General features: G+C 69.4%; 21 protein-coding genes. 12 read left to right on the top strand and 9 right to left on the bottom strand.

From position 1 onward, the window contains the following. The first annotated feature begins 2 nt into the window (after positions 1-2). Positions 3-341 carry a hypothetical protein gene (locus G6039_RS05950; RefSeq protein WP_006937751.1) on the top strand — a complete coding sequence of 113 codons (339 nt, stop codon included), beginning with the start codon at positions 3-5 and terminating at the stop codon, positions 339-341. Here G6039_RS05950 and G6039_RS30975 read toward each other — a convergent pair. The 3 genes from G6039_RS30975 to G6039_RS05960 are packed head-to-tail and all read right to left on the bottom strand — an operon-like array spanning position 325 to position 987. Further along, positions 325-447 carry a hypothetical protein gene (locus G6039_RS30975; RefSeq protein ID WP_006937749.1) on the bottom strand — a complete coding sequence of 41 codons (123 nt, stop codon included), beginning with the start codon at positions 445-447 and terminating at the stop codon, positions 325-327. The two genes, G6039_RS05950 and G6039_RS30975, sit on opposite strands and share 17 nt — an antisense overlap. Before the next feature lie 12 nt (positions 448-459). Further along, a complete protein-coding gene (locus tag G6039_RS05955) occupies positions 460-762 on the bottom strand; it encodes an MGMT family protein (RefSeq protein ID WP_006937742.1) in 303 nt (100 codons plus the stop codon). Between the two features lie 15 nt (positions 763-777). After that, on the bottom strand, positions 778-987 hold the full coding sequence (locus G6039_RS05960) for a hypervirulence associated TUDOR domain-containing protein (RefSeq protein ID WP_029540900.1): 210 nt from the start codon (positions 985-987) through the stop codon (positions 778-780). A gap of 57 nt (positions 988-1,044) precedes the next feature. Here G6039_RS05960 and G6039_RS30980 point away from each other — a divergent pair, with 57 nt between their 5' ends. The 3 genes from G6039_RS30980 (at position 1,045) to G6039_RS05975 (ending at position 2,896) form a co-directional block, all read left to right on the top strand. Further along, entirely contained in the window at positions 1,045-1,179 is a 135-nt protein-coding gene (locus G6039_RS30980) for a hypothetical protein (RefSeq protein ID WP_006937738.1), read from the top strand. A 32-nt stretch (positions 1,180-1,211) separates the two neighbouring features. Beyond that, positions 1,212-1,418 carry a zinc-ribbon domain-containing protein gene (locus tag G6039_RS05965; protein WP_037200466.1) on the top strand — a complete coding sequence of 69 codons (207 nt, stop codon included), beginning with the start codon at positions 1,212-1,214 and terminating at the stop codon, positions 1,416-1,418. An 833-nt stretch (positions 1,419-2,251) separates the two neighbouring features. After that, the gene (locus G6039_RS05975) at positions 2,252-2,896 is read left to right on the top strand and encodes a dihydrofolate reductase family protein (RefSeq protein WP_043797530.1); all 645 of its coding nucleotides are present in this window, start codon (positions 2,252-2,254) and stop codon (positions 2,894-2,896) included. 137 nt (positions 2,897-3,033) lie between these two features. Here G6039_RS05975 and G6039_RS05980 read toward each other — a convergent pair whose 3' ends face one another. The 3 genes from G6039_RS05980 to G6039_RS05985 form a co-directional block, all read right to left on the bottom strand. Beyond that, on the bottom strand, positions 3,034-4,542 hold the full coding sequence (locus G6039_RS05980; RefSeq protein ID WP_051445993.1) for a protein adenylyltransferase SelO: 1,509 nt from the start codon (positions 4,540-4,542) through the stop codon (positions 3,034-3,036). Between the two features lie 235 nt (positions 4,543-4,777). Then, positions 4,778-4,912, bottom strand: a complete 135-nt coding sequence (locus G6039_RS30985) for a hypothetical protein (protein WP_006943307.1) — start codon at positions 4,910-4,912, stop codon at positions 4,778-4,780. Then, a complete protein-coding gene (locus G6039_RS05985; protein WP_006943309.1) occupies positions 4,909-5,310 on the bottom strand; it encodes a DUF6223 family protein in 402 nt (133 codons plus the stop codon). The genes G6039_RS30985 and G6039_RS05985 overlap by 4 nt, the downstream gene beginning before the upstream one ends. 230 nt (positions 5,311-5,540) lie before the next feature. Here G6039_RS05985 and G6039_RS05990 point away from each other — a divergent pair, with 230 nt between their 5' ends. The 5 genes from G6039_RS05990 (at position 5,541) to G6039_RS06010 (ending at position 9,613) form a co-directional block, all read left to right on the top strand. Beyond that, positions 5,541-6,791: a sensor histidine kinase gene (locus tag G6039_RS05990; RefSeq protein WP_006943311.1), complete on the top strand. Its 1,251-nt coding sequence runs from the start codon at positions 5,541-5,543 to the stop codon at positions 6,789-6,791. Continuing rightward, entirely contained in the window at positions 6,788-7,480 is a 693-nt protein-coding gene (locus G6039_RS05995; RefSeq protein ID WP_043797531.1) for a response regulator transcription factor, read from the top strand. The genes G6039_RS05990 and G6039_RS05995 overlap by 4 nt, the downstream gene beginning before the upstream one ends. Before the next feature lie 110 nt (positions 7,481-7,590). Beyond that, positions 7,591-8,319 (top strand): mycothiol-dependent nitroreductase Rv2466c family protein, encoded by a 729-nt coding sequence (locus G6039_RS06000; protein WP_043797534.1) that lies wholly within the window; start codon positions 7,591-7,593, stop codon positions 8,317-8,319. Positions 8,320-8,438: 119 nt separating this feature from the next. Continuing rightward, positions 8,439-9,128 carry a hypothetical protein gene (locus G6039_RS06005; RefSeq protein WP_043797536.1) on the top strand — a complete coding sequence of 230 codons (690 nt, stop codon included), beginning with the start codon at positions 8,439-8,441 and terminating at the stop codon, positions 9,126-9,128. Between the two features lie 164 nt (positions 9,129-9,292). Continuing rightward, the gene (locus G6039_RS06010; protein ID WP_006943319.1) at positions 9,293-9,613 is read left to right on the top strand and encodes a DUF6191 domain-containing protein; all 321 of its coding nucleotides are present in this window, start codon (positions 9,293-9,295) and stop codon (positions 9,611-9,613) included. A gap of 11 nt (positions 9,614-9,624) precedes the next feature. Here the strand turns inward: G6039_RS06010 and dmpG are convergent, their stop codons facing one another. The 3 genes from dmpG to G6039_RS06025 are packed head-to-tail and all read right to left on the bottom strand — an operon-like array spanning position 9,625 to position 12,442. Further along, positions 9,625-10,692 carry a 4-hydroxy-2-oxovalerate aldolase gene (gene dmpG, locus G6039_RS06015; protein ID WP_006943321.1) on the bottom strand — a complete coding sequence of 356 codons (1,068 nt, stop codon included), beginning with the start codon at positions 10,690-10,692 and terminating at the stop codon, positions 9,625-9,627. A 5-nt stretch (positions 10,693-10,697) separates the two neighbouring features. Beyond that, positions 10,698-11,627, bottom strand: coding sequence for an acetaldehyde dehydrogenase (acetylating) (locus G6039_RS06020; protein ID WP_029540875.1), 930 nt, complete (start codon positions 11,625-11,627; stop codon positions 10,698-10,700). Between the two features lie 29 nt (positions 11,628-11,656). Continuing rightward, on the bottom strand, positions 11,657-12,442 hold the full coding sequence (locus G6039_RS06025; protein ID WP_043797651.1) for a 2-keto-4-pentenoate hydratase: 786 nt from the start codon (positions 12,440-12,442) through the stop codon (positions 11,657-11,659). A 131-nt stretch (positions 12,443-12,573) separates the two neighbouring features. On the opposite strand from G6039_RS06025, the gene kstD reads away from it, so the two are divergent. From kstD to G6039_RS06040, 3 genes are read left to right on the top strand one after another with little or no spacing between them, the layout of a single operon-like run. Continuing rightward, positions 12,574-14,286, top strand: coding sequence for a 3-oxosteroid 1-dehydrogenase (gene kstD, locus G6039_RS06030; RefSeq protein ID WP_080688457.1), 1,713 nt, complete (start codon positions 12,574-12,576; stop codon positions 14,284-14,286). Between the two features lie 50 nt (positions 14,287-14,336). After that, positions 14,337-15,197, top strand: a complete 861-nt coding sequence (locus G6039_RS06035; protein ID WP_043797541.1) for a MaoC/PaaZ C-terminal domain-containing protein — start codon at positions 14,337-14,339, stop codon at positions 15,195-15,197. A gap of 57 nt (positions 15,198-15,254) precedes the next feature. Then, the gene (locus tag G6039_RS06040) at positions 15,255-17,000 is read left to right on the top strand and encodes a cholesterol oxidase substrate-binding domain-containing protein (protein WP_043797652.1); all 1,746 of its coding nucleotides are present in this window, start codon (positions 15,255-15,257) and stop codon (positions 16,998-17,000) included. The last annotated feature ends 10 nt before the right edge of the window (positions 17,001-17,010 follow it).

A 17,010-nucleotide genomic window follows, 5' to 3' on the forward strand; every position in this document is an offset into this window, starting at 1 on the left:
CGATGGATCCCTCGACCCGGGCGCGCCGGTGGGCGAAGGCCCCGGACTTCGCCGGCCAGCCCGCGCGGGTCGAGGCGGTCCGCGCGCAGACCGCCATCGACAAGATCAACTACCTGGATTCGGGCCTGCACGAGGTGCGGTGCCGCGAGTGCGGCACCTGCGTGCTGGTGCGCAAGAACAGCTTCGACCACACGAGCGTGCAGTGGTGCGAGAACCCCGCGTCGGTGTGCCCGAACTTCCGGGACGACGCGACCCCGGGCGCCCTGCGAGACGGCTGCCCGCAACTGCGCGCAAGCATCGAGCAGGCGGTGCTCGACGGCCGGATCACCGTGCCGGACTGACGTCGCCGCGCCGCGGAGCGGCGAGTTGTTCGAGCGAATCGAGCACCGGCGCCGTCGCCGACACCCGATAGACGTGCCGCACCCGGTGCTCCTCGAGCTGACCCACCGTCAGGGATCGTCAGTCCATCCATCCTTGCCGAGCGCGTTGCATGTCAACCCGCTTCCCGGCCACGGGGGTGCCCTCTTCGAGCAGGAGTGCCGGTGCACGACCGCCGTGACACGAGGCGGTTGTTCCGTCGGCGTAGACGACTCGCCACCAGGGAACGTTGTCGTCCAGCAGGCTCATCGCTCGGCCCACCTGCCGTGGACCCGCCCCGATTCTCTTGCCGATATCGCCATAGGAGGCAACCGAGCCCGGAGGGATGGCAGCGACTGCCTCCCGGACCGCGTCGATGATGCTCGTCTCGTCTCGAGTGACCATCGGGATTCCGGCCCCCTAAAGCTTCGTCAGCGCATCGCCTTTGTGCATCGCGATGTGCTCGGTCTTGTCGCTCTTGATCTCGTATTGAGGGTCACTCTCACTGCAACGCCGTGTGCGCCCCTTGAACTCCACGTCCTTCGTGTGCTTCCTGATGATGACGCCCTCGACGTATCCGGCTTCGGAGTTCCACCGGACATGGTCGCCGACGGAGAAGTCAGTCGTCATAGCCCTTCCTCCACTCGATGTTCGTCCTCGTGAGGCTACCCGGCTCACGGCTTCTGTATGCCGGCGGAAGAGGCGACAGCAGATCGCCGGCAGGCGGGGTTGGCTGGCGAGTCGGTCTTCGGGCAACTGGTGCCGATCGATATCGTCGGCTGTGGTCATCGCGTGGTCTCCCTCGAGACCGTTGCCACCTGACGACCGTCTACTGAGCATCGCTCTATGCTGGCGTGGTGTTCCTTCTATTCGGATACGGCACCAAGCGGCAACACCTCGGCTCCGGGCAGACCCGAACGTGCCCGCGCTGCCACAACACCACACAGTGGGCACGGATCCGGGAATTCAGCCAGTTCACGTTGTTCTTCGTTCCGGTCGCGCGATGGAAGCGCCGGCAGCTGGAGGAATGTGGCATCTGCGGCACCGCCGTCGAAGTCTGAGCGCCTTCATCGTCGACGCGCCACCGACGGAGCGTGCGTCGGCGCACTCAGCCGACACAGGGATCGACGAATGGACTCGAGCACCGGAGTTGTTCCAACAGCTACAGCACCATGCGCTGTCACACGAAAATCGTTGCGCAACAGAGCCTTTTACAATCCGGTCGAAACACTTCGTCACGGGCACTGCCTCCCGGGCGCGCGACCGTTTCCACGACCCCACCCCCATCGACCACCAGACCGGCTACCAGGCCCGAGATGATAGAACCGATTCTCTTGGGGCACAGGGTGATCCTGTCGACTGCCATCCATCGGGTGGCGAGCAGCGCAGCGGCACGTTCGCCGAGGCACCGCAGAAGGCGGCCTCTGGTGGGCCGGCCAAGTCCAAGCCTGATCCACGGCATCGGCAGCTGCGAGACAGCGGTCGGGTCGATCCTCACCGAAGCTCACCACATCATCACTCGCACACTGCTCGGTCACGTCAAGAGCTGAAACTGTCCAGCGCCCTTCTCCGACACCACCCGGTCGGGAAACCATACCCCTGGGGCACTGCCCCCAACGGTGCCCGCGCGACGCCGCCGACCGCATGGGCGGCCGTTCTCCGGCACGACCTGCGCGACCCCACCCCGATCGAGGCGAGTGAGGAGATGTGCACCGCCCGCCGAGCCCGGACTGCCGGGTAACGCACGGACGCCCACCGCAGAACCGGTGGCGACCGATGCACCGCGAGGCCGGTCGAGGAGGACGAAGTTCGATGCCGTCACAGCGATGAGTCCGCCGACGCCCGCAGGTCTACCTTTGCAACCGAGACACATCACTTCACCGGGAGCCGAGCCATGGGCCTGATCGACATCGAACTGTTCACCACCCTCGACCTCGTCGGACAGGCACCCGGCGGCCCCGACGAAGACCCGGAAGGGTTCCCGTTCGGCGGCTGGCAGGTACCCCTGCTCGACGAGGTCACCGGCGCGCAGATCGGGGCCGCCTACGAAGGCACCGACGCCCTGCTGCTCGGCCGCCGGACCTACGACATCTTCGCCGCCTACTGGCCGTACCAGGACGGCGGCGAGGACCACGAGATCGCCACGCTCTTCAACAGCGTCCCCAAGTACGTGGCCTCCCGCGGCCGGCCCGACCTCTCCTGGGCCGGATCCACGCAACTCGGCCCGGATCTGGCCGGCGCGGTGCGCGAAATCCGGGACCGGCACGAGCACGTCAAGGTCGTCGGGAGCCTGAACCTGGTCCAGACCCTGCTGCGCGAGAAACTCTTCGACCGGCTCGACCTCTGGGTGCACCCGATCGTGCTCGGCGTCGGGAAGAAGGTGTTCGACGCCGGCGCGGTGCCCACCAACCTCACCCTCCTCGCACCGCCGGTCGCCGGCCCGACGGGCACCGTGTACCTGCGCTACGGGCGCGCCGACGGCATACCCGGCACCGGGGACATGAGCGCCCCCGACCGCGGCGCCGGGCGGGACGGCTGAACCCGCCCCGCACCAGCTGGGTCCGTGTCCTCGGGGGTGCCTCCGCCAGGTCTGCCGACGTCGTTCCCGGCGGCGCAGCACCGGCGAGGGAGTCCCCGACACGAACACAGCAGTGCCCAGCGGCGGGTATTCGGGCGTTATGTGCCGCAGAAGGTTCGGAAGGTTGCACTGAACGACGAGGGGGCGGGTGTGGTGTAGTCGGACCACTCGTCACGGCGGTCGAACGGATGCGTGACGACCTCGAGCAGCTTCTCGAAAGCAGCGAGCTCACCGTCGGCCGCGGCACGCAGAGCCGCATCGAGCTGATGATTGCGCGGGATGTACAGCGGGTTCACGCCGTCCATCGCGTCCGCGGTCTGCGCTGTCCCACGCCCCTGTGTGCTCAGGGCGCCGCGCCAGCGATCCACCCACGGCCCGATGTGCTCGCGCGGGACGAGGGCGTGCAGCGGCGCCGAATGCCCACGGAGTTCGTCCGCGAGCGCCCGGAAGCTGCCCGTCCAGTCGGCGCCGTGTTCGGCCATCAACCTCAGCAGGTCGTCGACCAGCGCTCGATCGAGGAGCGGGCCGGCCACCCCGAGCTTGGCCGCCATCCCGGCGGCGTAGTGGCCCTCGTAACGCGCGTCGAAGGTATCGAGGACTGCCGACACCGCGGCAATCGCGTCATCCGGCGTCGAATCGAGCAGCGGCAGCAGCGTTTCCGCCAAGCGCGCCAGATTCCACTTCAGGACAGCGGGCTGATTGCCGAACGCATAACGGCCGCCGTGATCGATCGAACTGAACACCGCCGCCGGATCGAACGCATCGAGGAAGGCGCACGGACCGAAGTCGATGGTCTCCCCCGAAATGGTCGTGTTGTCGGTGTTCATCACCCCGTGCACGAACCCGGTGAGCATCCACTGCGCCACCAGTGCTGCCTGCGCCTCGACCACCGCCTCGAAGAATGCCAGGTAGCGACTGCCCTCACCCGTCGCCGGCAGCTCGGTCAACTCCGGGTAGTGGCGGGTGATCGCGTAGTCGGCGAGCCGCTGCAGGACTCCCTCCTGTCGGGCCGCGAATTCGAAGGTGCCCACCCGCAGGTGACTGGCCGCGACCCGGGCGAGCACGGCACCGGGCTCGGCGCCGTCTCGGCGAACGCGGCGGCCCGTCGCGACCACCGCCAGCGCACGCGTCGTGGGAATACCGAGGGCATACATGGCCTCGCTGACCAGGTATTCGCGCAGCATCGGGCCGAGGACCGCGAAGCCGTCACCGCCCCGAGAAAACGGCGTGGGCCCCGAGCCCTTCAGGTGCAGATCCACTCGCCGACCGTCACTGCCCACCACTTCGCCGAGCAGCAACGCCCGGCCGTCCCCGAGCAGGGGTGCGTACCCGCCGAACTGATGTCCCGCATACGCCATCGCGACCGGCGTGGCCCCAGCCGGCGCCGTCGATCCGGACAGCACCCCGATCCCGACCTCGCTCCGCAGCACCTCCACGTCCCATCGCAGCGACACCGCGAGCTGCTCGTTGAGCACCAGCAACGTCGGGTCGGGGGCATGAGCGCCCTGCCACGGCACCGCCAGGGCGGCCAACTCGTCGGCAAAGGTGCTCTCGAGGCGCGCCACCGCCGAGTTCGTGCCTACCGTGGACTCCGGGAATGCCGCCATCAGTCGAGGGTAACCATCGCACCACCTGGCCCGCCGCTCACGACCGAGAACGCACCCGGCCACCAGCTCACGGTGCTCGACGTCACCGCACCGCGAGCCCACACTGCCCGTCACCGGCAGGGCTCGTCCTGCTCGTCACCGTAGCCACCCCGACGCGGTCCGCGCCGGCTCGACAAGGCCCACCGCGTCGGCAGCGGGCGCCCAGGTGGGCGCAGGCTCAGGCGCGCTCGATTCGTCACGTGCCACCGTCTGCGACCAGGGGAACGCCGGGCCCGGCGGCGGCCGTGGCGGCGGACAGCTGCGCCGGGCCGAGCCGGCGCCAGGCCCCGCGCAGCACTCGGTGGCGGTGCACGGAGCGGGCGGGGGTCACGACGCGGGCACCGGCCTGGAATCGTGACCGGATCGGCTGGTGCGACGAGAGCGGGCCAGAGCCAGCCCACCGAGGACCGTGCCGATCAGCCCGAGCGCCACGGCGAGGACGGCGCCGGCGAGCCCGTTGCCGGTGCCGAGTCCACCGGCGGAGTTGACCCCGTGCACCCCGCCGGCGATGACGCTGATCGGTCCCAGCACCAGGGCCACGATCGTCCGAGCTCGTCCGGTGCCGGTGCGGCGGGATCGGGCCAGGGCCAGCCCACCGGCGACGGCGCTGATCAGCCCCAGCACGGCTGCCGCGGTGGGCACGGTTCGCCCGACGCCGAGCTCGTAACCGGCAGCGACAACGGAGACGTGCGTGATCGCCGGTGCGGCAAGCAAATCGAGGACAGGCATTGCGGATCCTTTCGGTCGAACGACGGGTTCCGGCCGCGCTCATGGAGGCCTCCGTCGTTGAGCGGACGCATACGATCGTCGCGTCTCGGCAACGGGGTGTCCTCGGACAGCGGGCGGCAGCGGATACGAAGTTCGACGTAGGTGGCTCGCGCACAACCACGCTTCTCGACGTAGGCGGCCGCGCAGTTCGCGGGAGTTGTTTTCCCCACCCGGAACCATATGATCGCGCCATGCCGGATCGCGTCACGTTGTTCCGCCCGCCCGCCTGGGCGCAGGATGTGCTGCTGGCGGTATTCATCACTGTCATGCAGGTCCAGGGCACCGTCGTCCGCAACAGCGGGGAGCCCGAAGCAGTGCTGCGCCCCCTGTCCGACCTCGGGAACCTCGGCTACCTGCTGTTGATCGCCGGTGGCGCGGTCCTGGTCCTGCGCCGCCGCTGGCCAGTCGCAGTGTTCGCCGTGACCGCGCTCGCCAGCATGGTGTACTACACCCTCGACTTCCCGGACGGCCCCGGATGGCTGGGCCTGTTCGTGGCCCTCTACACCCTCACCGCCCGCGGCGACGGACGTCGCTCACTGGTGATGGCCGTTGTGGGCATCGCAGCACTGGCCGCGGTCTGGCTGATCGCCGCGACCGACATCGAACCCCCAGCCGCCGTCGGCTGGGTGTACTTCCGGATCGGCGCCGCGGGCATGAGTGCCGCCCTCGGGGAGAGCGTCCGCTCGAGGAGAGTCATCGCGGAAGAAGCACTCGAGCGCGCCGAATTGGCCGAACGCTCTCGTGAGGACGAAGCACGCGCCCGGGTCGACGAGGAACGGCTCCGGATCGCGCGCGAGGTCCACGACACCGTCGCGCACGCCATCGCCATCATCAACGTCCAAGCCGGCGTCACCGCACACGTACTGGACAAGCGACCGGAACAAGCACGCCAGACGCTCGAGGCCATCGAGCAGACCAGTTCCCGGGCCCTGCAGGAGATGCGGGCCATCCTCGGGGTCCTTCGCGACGACAACGACGGCCGCCTCCCACCCCCAGGGCTCGGGCAGGTCGACGAACTCACCGCCAGGGCACGCGAAGCCGGGCTCGACGTCGAGTTGGAGACGACATCACCCCCACCGCCCGTACCCAGCGCGGTAGGCAGCGCCGTGTACCGGATCCTGCAGGAGTCGATCACCAATGTGATTCGCCATGTCGGACCGACCAGGGTCGCGGTCGCCCTGAACTACGGCCCCGACGCCGTGGAAGTCCGCGTGACGAACGACGGCCCGCGTGCGGATGGGGACACCGACAAAGCAGCCAGAGGCGCCGACCGTGCGGACGCCGAGTTCGCCGGCACGGACACACGCGGCCACGGGATCGTAGGGATGCGCGAGCGTTGTCAGCTCTTGGGCGGCGACTTCGACGCCGGCCCGCTCCCGGGCGGCGGCTTCGCCGTCACCGCCCGGCTGCCCTTGGCCCCGGCCGCAACGGTGAAGGTATGAACCCGGTGACAGGCGCATCCGGCCGCGACACTCCGATCAAGGTCCTACTCGTGGACGACGAGCATCTGGTGCGGTCCGGCTTCAAGATCCTCCTCGAGGTCGAGGACGGCATCACGGTGGTCGGGGAAGCCGCAACCGGCGCCGAAGCCGTGGAGCAAGCCCGGGCCCTGCGCCCGGATGTCGTGCTCATGGATATCCGTATGCCGAAGATGGACGGCATCGAGGCCACCCGGCAGATCGCCACCACCAACGGGCTCCAATACGTACGCATCCTCATCCTGACGACCTACGACACCGACGCCTACGTCTTCGAAGGCCTCCAGGCCGGCGCCAGCGGCTTCCTGCTCAAAGACGCGGGTCCGGCCGAGCTCCTGCACGGCATCCGCGTGGTCGCCGCCGGAGAAGCTCTGCTCGCACCGCGCATCACGCGCCGCCTCATCGCCCAGTTCACCACCCAGCGCACAGCCGACAAGGCCGCCGATCATCGGCTCGAGGTCCTCACCGACCGGGAACGCGAGGTCCTGACGCTGGTAGGTATGGGCATGAGCAACAACGAGATCGGCGCCGAACTCTGCCTCAGCCCGGCCACCGCCCGCACCCACGTCAGCCATGCCATGGTGAAACTCGGTGCTCGCGACCGCGCGCAACTGGTCGTCATCGCCTACCGAACGGGACTTGTGAAGCCGTAGGCGATCGGCCTGTCGACCCCGCGATCCGAATCTTCTCTGATCGACGATGTCTCAGACGAGAGGGGTGTCTGTGCCGGCGACCGCCCGAGCACTCCGTAGCCTGACGAGGCATGAGTGATGCAGATATCCACTTCTACTTCGACCCGGTGTGCCCGTTCGCCTGGATGACCAGCAAGTGGGTGCGCCTGGTGGCGGCCCAGCGCGAATTCCGAGTCGACTGGCGGTTCATTTCGCTGCGTCTGATCAACGCGCACGTCGACTACGACGTTCACTTCCCGCCCGAGTACGAAGCCGGTCACACGAGTGGGCTGCGGCTGCTCCGGGTCGCGGCGCGAGTGCGGGCCGAGCACGGGCGCGAGGCGGTGGATCCGCTGTACCGGGCGCTCGGTGCGTGGATATTCGAGACCACGCCGGACGCCGACAACACCGCCGGACCGGAACAGCAAGGAACGCGGGCTTTCCTCGAGCCGATCCTGGCCCGGGCGGGCCTACCCGTGCAGGTGGCGGACGCGCTGGACGACCCCTCGCTCGATGCGCTCATCCAGGCGGAGACCGACGAGGCACTGCGCCTGACCGGCAGAGACGTCGGCACGCCGATCATCCACTTCCAGCCGCCGAACGGCGTGGCCTTCTTCGGGCCGGTGATCAGCCGGCTACCCGGCGAAGAGGACGCCCTCCGCCTGTGGGACCACGTCGTCGGGCTGGCGAGCTTCCCCGGCTTCGCCGAACTCAAACGTAGCCTGCGCGAACTGCCGCAGCTGCCCGGCCTCGGCGTCGCTCCCGACGAGGTGGGAGTGGAGCAGGACTGGCACGGTGGCAGTCGACGAACCAAGAGATGAGCAACCGGTGCCGGCCACCCCGGCACCGTTCGGCCCGGCACTGTTCGGCCCGACAGCCAGGTCGAGACGGCTGCCGTTGTGTATGTCCGATGCGGACCGGTAACGGATAGCCTCGAGCCATGATGCTGGCGAACGTCTGCGAGCTCTATCGAGACGCAGGCTTTCTCGGGCAGCCAGCGGCTGCCGCCACCAGCCTGGCCTTCGTGATCGCCGGCCTGGCCGTGCTCGCACGTCGTCGGCAGGGCACGCCGACGGTGACCTACGGTCTCCTCGTCATCGCGGTCGGCGCCGGATCCCTCATAGCGCACGGACCGAACCCGCCGTGGCAGGCCTACGCACACGACATACCGATCGCGACATTGCTCGCTTACACAGCCGTCGACGCCGCTTCCGACCGGTTCGACCGACGGTTGTCGCCGCGGTGGTGGCTCGTCGTTCCGTTCGTGATGGTTCCCGTTGTCGCAGCCGGCTCGAGCGCCTCCACGATCGTGCAGGCACTGCTCGCCGCGGTCACTGTGGGACTCGCGCTGGAACGCGCCCGCGTCCGTCCGCACCTGCGCCGCACGACGATCATCGCGGCACTGCTTCTCGCGTCCGGCGCCGTGCTCGGCACCATCGGCGACCGGACCTCGCTCTGCCGGCCGAGTAGTGTCCTGCAAGGCCACGCGCTGTGGCACATTCTCGCCGCCACCGGACTGTGGCGGCTCTCGCCCACGATCGGTTCACGGTCCCCCCGGATATCGGCCAGGACATCGCGGCATCTGTCGGGCCGGGCCGGCCCGGCCCGGAGACGGCCCGGGCAGGCTTGACCGCGTCGGTGGCACATGCACCGTCCCTCATCCACCCGACAGCACCCCGGACGAGTCCCGCAGCGCGAGCACCGGCGGCGTCCGAGCTCCGGCGAAGTACCTCGATACCCGCCCCTGCGCTCCGGGAATCGTTGCCGCGTTCCACGGCTCGATACCCTGGAACGATGGGCGCGCTGTTCGCGATGACGATTCCGGGACTGGCCTGCCTGCTGGTGGGCGCGGCCGCGGTCGAGGTGTTGTGGAGCCGTCTGACGGGTCATCGCCTGCTCCGGCGCAGCGGGGACGGTCGCACACGGCCGGTGGCGGCAACGGGGTTCGAGGAGGTCGGTGCGGTGTTCGAAGGGTCGCGGCGCTTCGAATTCGAACAGCGACAGACCTCGTTGATGGACCGTGAGGACGCCACCGGTGGCGAACCCGGATGGCTGAGCGTCGAAACCCGTTGGGGCCGAATGTCACATTGCGTCGATCGAATTGACGCCATGTGACATTCGGTAGGTCAGGCGGTCTGCTGTTCGCGCTGGAGTTCGAGGGCGATGTCGATCAGCTGGTCCTCCTGGCCGCCGATGAGCTTGCGCTTGCCCGCCCGCACCAGCAGCTCCGCGGCGGAGACCCCGTACCGCTCGGCCTGGCGCTCGGCGTGGCGCAGGAAGCTCGAGTACACCCCGGCGTAGCCCATCATCAGGGCCTGACGGTCGAGCAGGCACTCGGCGGGCATCACGGGGCGCACGACGTCCTCCGCGGCGTCCGCGACGGCGAAGAAGTCGATGCCGGTCTTGATCCCCACCTTGTCGCATACGCCGACGAACGCCTCGACCGGGGTGTTGCCGGCACCCGCGCCGAACCGGCGGGCCGACCCGTCGATCTGCTTGGCACCCGCGCGGACCGCCGCGATCGAATTCGCCACGCCCAGGCCGAGATTCTCGTGCCCGTGGAAGCCGACCTGCGCGTCGGAACCCAGCTCCGCGACGAGCGCCTCGACGCGTTCGGCGACCTGCTCGAGAACGAGCGCGCCGGCCGAGTCGACGACGTACACGCACTGGCAGCCCGCGTCGGCCATGATGCGGGCCTGCTCGGCCAGCTTCTCCGGGGTGACGGTGTGCGCCATCATCAGAAAGCCCACGGTCTCGAGCCCGCGCTCGCGGGCGAGCCCGAAGTGCTGGACGGACACGTCCGCCTCGGTGCAGTGGGTGGCGATGCGGCAGATCGAGGCGCCGTTGTCCTGCGCCTCGATGATGTCCTCCTTGATGCCGACACCGGGCAGCATGAGGAAGGCGATCTTCGCGTGCTGCGCGGTATCGACGGCGATCTTGATCAGTTCCTGCTCCGGCACTTTCGAGAACCCGTAGTTGAACGAGGACCCGCCGAGGCCGTCGCCGTGCGTGACCTCGATGACGGGGACGCCCGAGAGGTCGAGGGCGGCGACGACGGCGCGCACCTCCTCCCGGTCGAACTGGTGACGCTTGTGGTGCGAGCCGTCGCGCAGCGACGTGTCGGTCACGCGGATGTCCCACGACGGCTCGAAGAAGATGTCGTCGCGACGGAGGTCGGAGTTCGAAGAGGTCATCGGAGTCAGGCCTTCACGGTGGAGTTCGAGGGGAGGGAGTCCGCCGAGAGGAGCGCGCGGGCGATCTCCTCGCCCACCTTGGTGGCGGCCGCGGTCATGATGTCGAGGTTGCCGGCGTACGGCGGCAGGAAGTCGCCGGCGCCCTCCACCTCGACGAAGGTGGTGACGGTGGCGTGCCCGCCGGACACGACGGTCGGCTCGTCGAACTGTGGTTCGTTGAGCAGGCGGTAGCCGGGCACGTACTCCTGCACGTCGGCGACGACGCGGTGGATGGACTCGGCGATCGCGTCCCGGTCGGCGTCCTCGGGGATGGCACAGAAGATGGTGTCGCGCATGATCATCGGCGGGTCCGCCGGATTGAGGATGATGATCGCCTTGCCCTTGCGGGCACCGCCGATGGTCTCGATGCCCCGGCTGGTGGTCTTGGTGAACTCGTCGATGTTGGCGCGGGTGCCCGGCCCGGCGGACACCGACGCCACCGACGCCACGATCTCGGCGTAGGGCACGTCCACCACCCGGGAGACGGCGTGCACGATCGGGATGGTGGCCTGACCGCCGCAGGTGATCATGTTGACGTTGGGCACGTCGAGATGCGCCCCGAGGTTCGCCGGTGGCACGACGGCCGGTCCGACGGCGGCAGGGGTGAGGTCGATCGCCCGGATGCCGGCCGCCTCGTACCTCGGCGCCGCCGCCCGGTGCACGTACGCGGACGTCGCCTCGAACACCAGGTCCGGCTTCTCCGGCTGCGCGAGCAACCAGTCGATGCCCTCGGCCGATGTCTCCAGGCCGAGCGTGCGGGCGCGGGCGAGGCCCTCGCTCGCCGGGTCGATGCCGATCATCCACCGCGGCTCGAGCAGGTCCGAACGCTGCAGTTTGTAGAGCAGGTCGGTGCTGATGTTGCCCGACCCGACGATCGCGACACTTGCCTTGGCCATTGTTTCTCCTTGCAGTCGGGACCGGGTGGTCACGAGAACGTGAGCGAGACGGAGCCCAGTCCCGCGAACTCGGCGTGGAACTCGTCGCCGGGGCGCGCGTCGACGGCCCGGGTGCACGAGCCGGGCAGGACGATGTCGCCCGCCTTCAGCCGCACTCCGAAACTCTCGACCTTGCGGGCGAGCCAGGCGACGGCGGTGACGGGATTGCCGAGCACCGCGTCGCTGCGCCCCTCGGCGATCCGTTCGCCGTTGCGGGTGAGCACGGCGTCGATGCCCTTGATGTCGACGCCGGACGGCGCCACCCGCTGCGCGCCGAGCACCCATCCGGCGGAGGAGGCGTTGTCGGCGATGGTGTCCGCGAGGCCGATCTTCCAGTCCTTGATCCGGCTGTCGATCAGTTCGATGGACGGCGCGAACGCGACGGTGGCGTCGAGGACGTCGCTCTCGGTGCAGTCCGCGCCGGGCAGGTCCTTGCCGAGCACGAAGGCCACCTCGACTTCCACCCGCGGGAAGCAGTACCGCGAGGTGTCGACGGGCCGGTCCTCGAAGACCTGCATGTCGTCGAGCAGGTGGCCGTAGTCGGGTTCGTCCACGCCCATCATCTGCTGCATGGCCAGCGAGGACAGCCCGACCTTGTGGCCGACCACGCGGGCACCGGCCGCGAGCCGGCGACGGATGTTGATCAGCTGGATCTCGTAGGCGTCGACGACGTCGATGTCGGGGTGCCGGGCCACGAGCGGGTCGACGGGGGTGCGGTCGCGTTCGGCGGCCTCGAGCTCGTCCGCCAGCCGGGTGCGCAGTTGCGTCGGCAGCATTGCGGTTCCTTCCTGTTCACCGGCGACCGGCATGTTCTGCAACCTGTTTCCGTTCGGCCCGTGGTGTGCGGGTGATTCTTCCTGGCAGAAGGGATGGACTCACCGCGCCATCATTCTATAACGTGTTCTACATGATCAAGCAGGAATACGACATCGTCGTAGTCGGCAGCGGTGCCGGCGGAATGACCGCCGCGCTGACCGCCGCGCACCAGGGCGCGAGCGTCGTCCTGATCGAGAAGGCACCCCACTACGGCGGCTCGAGCGCGCGCTCGGGCGGCGGGGTGTGGATCCCGAACAACGAGGCCCTGAGGGCCGCCGGGGTCACCGACACCCCGGACTCGGCCCGCACCTACCTGCACAGCATCATCGGCGACGTGGTGCCCGCCGACAAGATCGACACCTACATCGACCACGGGCCCGAGATGCTGTCCTTCGTGCTGAAGCACAGCGCCCTGGAACTGCAGTGGGTGCCGGGCTACTCCGACTACTACCCCGAGGCCCCCGGCGGCCGGCTCGGCGGGCGGTCCGTCGAGCCGAAGCCGTTCGACGGCAAGCGCCTCGGCGACGACCTCGCCCTGCTCGAGCCCGACTACGTCAAGGGCCCGCCGAACTTCGTCATCACCCAGGCCGACTACAAGTGGCTCAACCTCCTCATGCGCAACCCGCGCGGACCGGTCCGCGCCGCGAAGGTCGGCATGCGATACCTGTGGGCCCGCGCGACGAGGAAGCACCTGCTGGTCCGCGGCCAGGCGCTCATGGCCGGACTCCGCGTCGGCCTGCGCGACGCCGGGGTTCCGCTGCTGCTCAACACCGCCCTGACGGACCTCGTCGTCGAGGACGGGGTGGTGCGCGGTGTGCGCGTCGAGTCGGACGGACGGAAGCACACCATCCGGGCCCGCCGCGGCGTCGTGATCGCCTCCGGCGGCTTCGAGCACAACGAGCAGATGCGCACGCAGTATCAGCGCGCCCCGATCGGCACCGAGTGGACCGTCGGCGCGAAGGCCAACACCGGGGACGGCATCCGCGCGGGCCAGGCTCTCGGTGCCGCCGTCGATTTCATGGACGACGCCTGGTGGGGTCCGTCCTTCCCGCTCACCGGCGGCCCGTGGTTCGCCCTGTCCGAGCGCAGCCTGCCGGGCTCGATGATGGTCAACGCGGCCGGCCGGCGCTTCGTCAACGAATCTGCTCCGTACGTCGAGGCGGTGCACGCCATGTACGGCGGCCGCCACGGCCGGGGCGACGGACCCGGCGAGAACATCCCGTGCTGGATGATCCTCGACCAGCGCTACCGCAATCGCTACACCTTCGCCGGCATCACGCCCCGCAGTCCCTTCCCCAAGCGGTGGCTGAAGGCGGGTGTGGTGGTCCAGGCCGGCTCGATCAACGAGCTCGCCGAGAAGATCGGCGTGCCGGCGCAGACCCTCACCGCGACCGTCGAACGATTCAACGGCTTCGCCCGCGCGGGCCGGGACGAGGACTTCGGACGCGGCGAATCCGGCTACGACCACTATTACGGCGACCCGCGCAACAAGCCCAATCCGAGCCTCGGCGCCATCGACAAGGCCCCCTTCTACGCGATCAAGGTGGTGCCCGGCGATCTCGGCACCAAGGGCGGCCTGCGCACCGACGCCGACGCCCGGGTCCTGCGCGAGGACGGGACCGTGATCGAGGGTCTCTACGCGGCCGGCAACGCCAGCGGTCCCGTCATGGGCCACACCTACGCCGGCCCCGGCGCCACGATCGGCCCGGCCATGACCTTCGCCTATCTCGCGGTCCTCGACGCCCTCGGCCGACCGGAGCAGCCCGCCGCGCAGCCGATCTCCGAGACCGCCGAACAGCACTGAGCCGCACTCGATCCGGCCGAACCCCGTCCGCCGAACAGAAAGGGTCCCGCGTGCCCATCGATCCCGCCGTCGCACTCGGCGCCGAACTGCCCGCCCAGGAATTCGCCTGGAGCAGCAGCGACGTTCAGCTCTATCACCTCGGTCTCGGCGCCGGCGCGCGTCCCACCGACCTCGGTGAGCTGCGCTACCTGCGCGACGGCGACCCGCAGGTCCTGCCCACCTTCGCCACCGTCGCCGCGACGTTCCACGCCACCGAGCCGCCGAAGGTCTCGTTCCCGGGCATCGAGATCGACCTGGCGAAGGTGGTGCACGGCAGCCAGGAGGTGACGGTGCACGCTCCCCTACCACCGGAAGGCAAGGGCCGCACCGTGACCCGAATCGCCGAGGTGTGGGACAAGGGCAAGGCCGCGGTGATCGTGCAGGAGTCGACGACCACGGATCCGGCCGGCAACCCGCTGTGGACGGCCCGCTCGTCCATCTTCGCCCGCGGCGAGGGCGGCTTCGGCGGCGAACGCGGACCGTCCGAGTCCGTCGAATTGCCGGACCGAGCACCCGATTTCGAGGTGGATGTCGCGACGCTGCCGCAACAGGCCCTGCTGTACCGGCTGTGCGGCGACCGCAACCCGCTGCACTCGGACCCGCAGTTCGCGCAGGCCGCCGGGTTCCCCGCTCCGATCCTGCACGGGCTGTGCACGTACGGGATCGTCTGCAAGACGCTCACCGACGCGGCGCTCGACGGTGATGCCGCGTCCGTGCACGGATTCACGGCCCGGTTCGCCGGCGTCGTCTTTCCCGGCGAGACCCTGCGGGTGCGCGCGTGGCGCACCGGCGACCGGCTGCTCGCGACCGCCGCGGTGGTCGAGCGCGACCTCGCGCCCGCCCTCACCGACGTGGTCCTCACCATCGCCTGACACCCCGTCCTCCCCCAGCACCGGCCCGCCACGGGCCGGTGAGAAAGCAGTGTGTTCATGACGATTCGCACCGAACCCCTGCGTCTGTCGCGCCGGGGTTTCCTCGCCGCCGGCGCGGGCGCGCTCGCCGCCACCGCGCTCGGCGGCTGGACCCCCGTCCACGCCGTACCGGCCGGCTCGTCCGGTGCCACCCTGACCACCCCGGCCGCGTTTCCCGACGGCATCGCCCTCTACCAGCAGGCCTACCAGAACTGGTCCAAGGAGATCATGCTCGACGCGATCTGGACGTGCGCCCCGCGCAGTCCCGAGGACGTCGTCCGGCTCGCGAACTGGGCCCACGCTCACGGCTACACCGTCCGGCCGCGTGGCGCGATGCACGGCTGGACTCCGCTGACCATCGTCAACGGCGCACCGGTGGACAGGGTGATCCTGGCGGACACGATGGCGCATCTGAACGGGGTGTCGGTGCACTCCGGTTCGGACCCCGCCACCGTCACCGCCGGAGCCGGAGCGACACTCGACGCGATCACCACGGCGCTGCAGGGGCACGGCCTCGGCTGGGCCAACCTCCCCGCACCCGGGGTGCTGTCCATCGCCGGTGCACTGGCCGTCAACGCGCACGGTGCGGCGCTGCCCGCCGACGGCGAAAAGAACGTCCCGGGACACACCTTCGGCTCGCTGAGCAATCTCGTCACGGAACTGACCACGGTGGCGTGGAACGGCAGCGAGTACGCGCTGCGCACCTACACGCGCGCCGACGCGGACATCACTGCGCTGCTCGCCCACCTCGGCCGGACGTTCGTCACCTCGGTCACCCTGCAGGCCGGCCCGGACACCCGGATGCGGTGCCAGAGCTACACCGACATCGACTGGCGCGAGCTGTTCGCGCCTGCCGGAGCACCGGGACGCACCTTCGAGAGCTTCGTGCGGGCCTGCGGGCGCGCGGAGGCGATCTGGTATCCGTTCACCGACAAGCCGTGGATGAAGGTGTGGTCCCTCGCTCCGCAGAAGCCGGTGACGTCCCGAGAGGTGTTCGGCCCGTACAACTATCCGTTCTCGGACAACGTCCCCGAGCCCGTCACCGACCTGCTCGGGCAGATGACGGCCGGGAACCCCGCCATCGCGCCGGCTTTCGGGCAGGTCTACTACAACACCACCGTCGCCGGCCTCGCCGCCACGAACTCGAGTGACATCTGGGGCTGGTCCAAGGACCTGCAGTTCTACATCAAGGCCACCACCCTGCGGCTCACGGAGGGCGGCGGCGCGGTCCTCACCAACCGCGCCAACATCGCGAACGTGATCCACGACTTCACGCAGTGGTTCCACGAACGCATCGAGCACTACCGGGCGCTGGGGCAGTACCCGCTCAACGGCCCGGTCGAGATCCGGTGCTGCGGGCTCGATCAACCCGACGACGTGCGGGTCCCGTCCGCCGGGCCGCCGACCATCTCCGCGACCCGGCCGCGACCCGACCACCCCGAGTGGGACACCGCGATCTGGCTCAACGTGCTCGGGGTGCCGGGCACCCCCGGCATGTTCGCGTTCTACCGCGAGATGGAGCAGTGGATGCGCGGTCACTACAACAACGCCGACTCCACCTTCCGGCCCGAATGGTCCAAGGGCTGGGCGTTCGGCCCCGAACTGCCGTACACGGACCAGCGGGTCATCGAGCAGGTCCTGCCCGACACCTACCGGGAAGGCGTGCCCGCGGACGAGAACTGGGACTCCGCGCGGGCGGTGTACAACCGGCTCGACCCGCATCGGGTATTCAGCAACAGCTTCATCGACCGGCTGCTGCCCTGACGAGAAGGCG

Origin of the sequence: Rhodococcus aetherivorans, from assembly GCF_011058165.1 — a bacterium.
Classification (GTDB): Bacteria; Actinomycetota; Actinomycetes; order Mycobacteriales; family Mycobacteriaceae; genus Rhodococcus; species Rhodococcus aetherivorans.